This is a genomic window from Syntrophorhabdus sp. (assembly GCA_012719415.1).
GTDB lineage: Bacteria > Desulfobacterota > Syntrophorhabdia > Syntrophorhabdales > Syntrophorhabdaceae > Delta-02.
Genome location: JAAYAK010000246.1, coordinates 1 through 3,446, shown reverse-complemented (window position 1 = coordinate 3,446; position 3,446 = coordinate 1). Strand labels below are relative to the sequence as shown.

The following is a 3,446-nucleotide window of genomic DNA, read 5'->3' as shown; positions in this document are numbered from 1 at the left end:
AGCGGAACGATGACACACTCAAGGGGGAAGATCACGACCTTCGAAGGCACATTGAAGGGAGAGCGTTTTCAGGCCATGAACCTGCCGGAGCTCCAGGCCTCGATCAGTCCGGACCTTACGATCACCGGGGACCCGGGAAGGGTGTCGGTGAGGGGTTCCGTCCTCATACCACAGGCGCTCATCAGGGAAGAACAAAAGGAAACCCTCGTCAAGCCGAGCGGTGACGTTATTGTCAAAGGCAGGGAGAAAGAACCGGGACAGGCCCTTCCCTTCGCGATCGATGTCGCCGTGGCCGTCGCTCTCGGTGACGAGGTCCTGGTGAAGGCATACGGCATCGACACCCGTCTTACCGGCAAGGTCACCATCACCATGAAGGATCCCGCCGACATCAGGGCGAGCGGCAGCATCCGCACCGTGAGGGGAAAGTTCGATGCCTACGGCGTCAAGCTCGACATACGCAGGGGCAATGTGTCCTTCGGGGGAGGCCCCGTCGAGGCGGCGAACCTCGATATCCTGGCCCTGCGCACCGTTGGCGATGTATCGGCGGGCGTCCTCGTCACCGGGACGCCGGCAGCGCCTCTTGTCAACCTCTATTCGCAACCCGCGATGGCGGACAGGGACATCCTGAGTTACATCGTTCTCGGCAGGGCGTCGGGGGGGTCTGGCAAGAGTGACACCGCCCTTCTCGCCAGGGCGGCAAGCGGACTTCTCACAGGTGGAAAGGCTTCCACCGTCCAGAGACAACTCGGGCTAGACGTTCTCGATATCGAATCCTCCGAGGGCGACATCTCGAAGTCCATCGTCAAGGTCGGCAAGTACCTCTCGCCGCGCCTTTTTGTCAGCTATGGCCGGTCGATATACACGGGCGAGAACATCTTCGGGCTCCGTTACAGCCTCACGAGACGGGTGGACGTGGAAAGCACGATGGGCAACCAGAGCGGCGCCGCGATCTACTACCGGATAGAGTTCGATTGACACTGCCTGATCACACCTGTCCAAAATAGATCATCGGCACCAAACATGCCGACCAATTCCAACGACCAGACAGGGGACCGGGTGATAAGGCGACTTCAGCCCGTGGTTGCGGGCTCTTTCTTCTTTGCTGCCGTCTTTCTCGCGGGTTTTTTTGCGGCCATCGTCTCCACCTTCGCCGACAGCCCGGTGAGTTGCCTGGAGAGACGGTCGGCCACGATCACCTGCACATCGCTGGCGACCATGGATTTCAGTGCTTCAAGCTTCTGATTCGCCTCTTCGAGACGATCCTTCGAATCCTGAAGCGCCTTGTTCTTCACGGACAGGGTGATCTGTCCGGCGAGCGCTTCTATGCTCTCTCTCAATTGGATAAACTCTGCAACACTAGCCATTTTTATTACCTCTGTAGTGGATCGCTGATATATTGGAGAAGACCACGGTAATCCCGTTATCCGCTGGCTGGTCCCGCGATCTCGGTGGACGTTACGAACTGAAGACCAACCACGCCTATAGTATACAACTTTTCGAAAAACAATGAAAGATGCTAAAAAAGGGGGATTCTCCGGCAGTTGTCTACCGCTTGAAATCCCAGGTCAGATTGTCGATGGCGTCCACGACCATCCTTGTCCCCGTCGCAAGAAGCAGAATGTCCTGGGCTACGCGCACATACTTGTGGTTTGGGGGCGGCGGTCCCAGTTCGACTATGACCTTCCGGGGAAGCTCATAGTAAACAACACCCCCCGGCAGCGGCTTCCCGATGGCCCATTTCTTCGCCTGACCCGGAGGCATGCAGCCATTATGCTTCTTAGCGAGTCCAGGGGGGCATTTCTTCCCTTTCCGATACTGAGCGGCATAATAATCATGCACGATGTCCCGCTGACGGTCGGTGAAATAACGGTGCTTTTCGCCGGGCCCTCCCGCGGGGGGTGCCTTGCGTTCGCCCTGCCACCCGTCCTTGCCGGCCGGTTCCGTGTCGTACTTCCCGGGGGGTGGATTACCCTTTCCCCCGCCTGCCCAGGGCGGCTTCTCCGCGAATACGGAACCCGCCGCAACCATCGCGGCCAAAGCGAGACCCAGCACGAGACCCGTCTTCAAAGTGAAGTGTTTCATCATTCCCTCCCGACCCTCATACGAAGGCGTTCATGTAGTATAGGATTACCAGAGATCACCTCGGTCTGTCAAGGTAAGACAAGCGAATGCGGGACGGCCTTTTCCGTTGACATCTCCCGGATTTGCACCTATAACTTGGACATCCAACAGGTACCCCGCCCATGAAGGTCATTCTCAATTGCCTGCCGCCCGCCCGTTCCGACACTCCGTCCGCCGCCCTGTCCATCCTCAAGGCCCATTTGATGAAAAATGGCATCGAGACCCGCGTGGTCTACTGGAACATTCTCCTCGACGGGATCCTGCCCTCTTTCCAGAGAAGCACCGACACGATACACTTCGACCTTCTGCCATACCTCTACCTCATCGCCGAAGAACAGGGGGACGATATCGCCCGGAGCAAGGTCAATGCTCTCGTGAAAGCCGAGCTTCCCGAACGCGACATCCTCAACGACAGGAGCGACTACCTCGGGAAAACGAGAGGGATCCTCGACGACAGGATAGGAATGGAGCTCTCCCGCTACTCCCCGAAAGAGAGACTGCTTTTCGGGATATCCTGCAGGTACGAGCAGTGGATCCCCGGGATGGTGCTTGCCGGGTACGTAAAACGCCGCTTCGCCGATGTGAAGGTCGTGATCGGGGGTTTGGGTAACCGCGACCGGGCCACGGCCGTCATGAAGATGTGCGGTCTTTTCGATTTCGCCATCTGGGGCGAGGGCGAATACCCGCTCCTTGATCTCATCCACGCCCTCGACGGGGGGAGCCCCGGGCTTGCGGCTGTTCCCCGGCTCCTCTTTCGCGCTGGTGGCACTATCCGGCGCTCGGACACCGAAACCGGCGAGTTCTTCGACATGAACTCGGGAACCTTCGCCGACTATGGTGATTATTTCGACTGTCTCGCAGCGCTCGGAAAGGACGACAGGGCAGTCATCCTGCCCCTGGAATCGACACGGGGATGCACCTGGAACGCCTGCAGGTTCTGCGTATATTCCGACGGCACAAGGACGCGCAAAAAAGAACCCTCGAGGGTGATCGAAGAGATCCGTCATCTCCTCGAAAGGTACCGCACGCCCTACTTCGCCTTCATGGACAACGACATCGTGGCCAACGACCACGGAAGGCTCGAGAAAATGCTCGACGGCCTCATACCCCTGAGAGAGGAAAGGAAGATCAACTTCATCGCCGAAGTGATCCACAAGGGTTTCACGAGAGAGATCATGGAGAAGCTCCCCCGGGCCGGTTTCGAACGGATACATTTCGGCTATGAATCGCTGTCCGACAACCTTCTTGTGAAGATGAAAAAAAGGACAAGTTTCTCGGACAGCATATTCTTTGTCAGGTTCGCCCGGAAATTCGGCATCAGGCTT

At 57.9% G+C, this 3,446-nt stretch carries 4 protein-coding genes; 2 read left to right on the top strand and 2 right to left on the bottom strand.

From position 1 onward, the window contains the following. Positions 1–975 (top strand): translocation/assembly module TamB (locus GXX82_14685; GenBank protein NLT24284.1); only part of this gene is annotated, 975 nt, incomplete at its 5' end. Between the two features lie 95 nt (positions 976–1,070). On the opposite strand, the gene GXX82_14680 is transcribed toward GXX82_14685, so the two are convergent. Continuing rightward, the gene (locus GXX82_14680) at positions 1,071–1,364 is read right to left on the bottom strand and encodes a hypothetical protein (GenBank protein NLT24283.1); all 294 of its coding nucleotides are present in this window, start codon (positions 1,362–1,364) and stop codon (positions 1,071–1,073) included. 181 nt (positions 1,365–1,545) lie between these two features. Next, entirely contained in the window at positions 1,546–2,082 is a 537-nt protein-coding gene (locus GXX82_14675) for a hypothetical protein (GenBank protein NLT24282.1), read from the bottom strand. Between the two features lie 161 nt (positions 2,083–2,243). Between GXX82_14675 and GXX82_14670 the strand changes: the two genes are divergently transcribed. After that, on the top strand, positions 2,244–3,446 hold a 1,203-nt coding region (locus GXX82_14670; protein ID NLT24281.1), incomplete at its 3' end, for a radical SAM protein.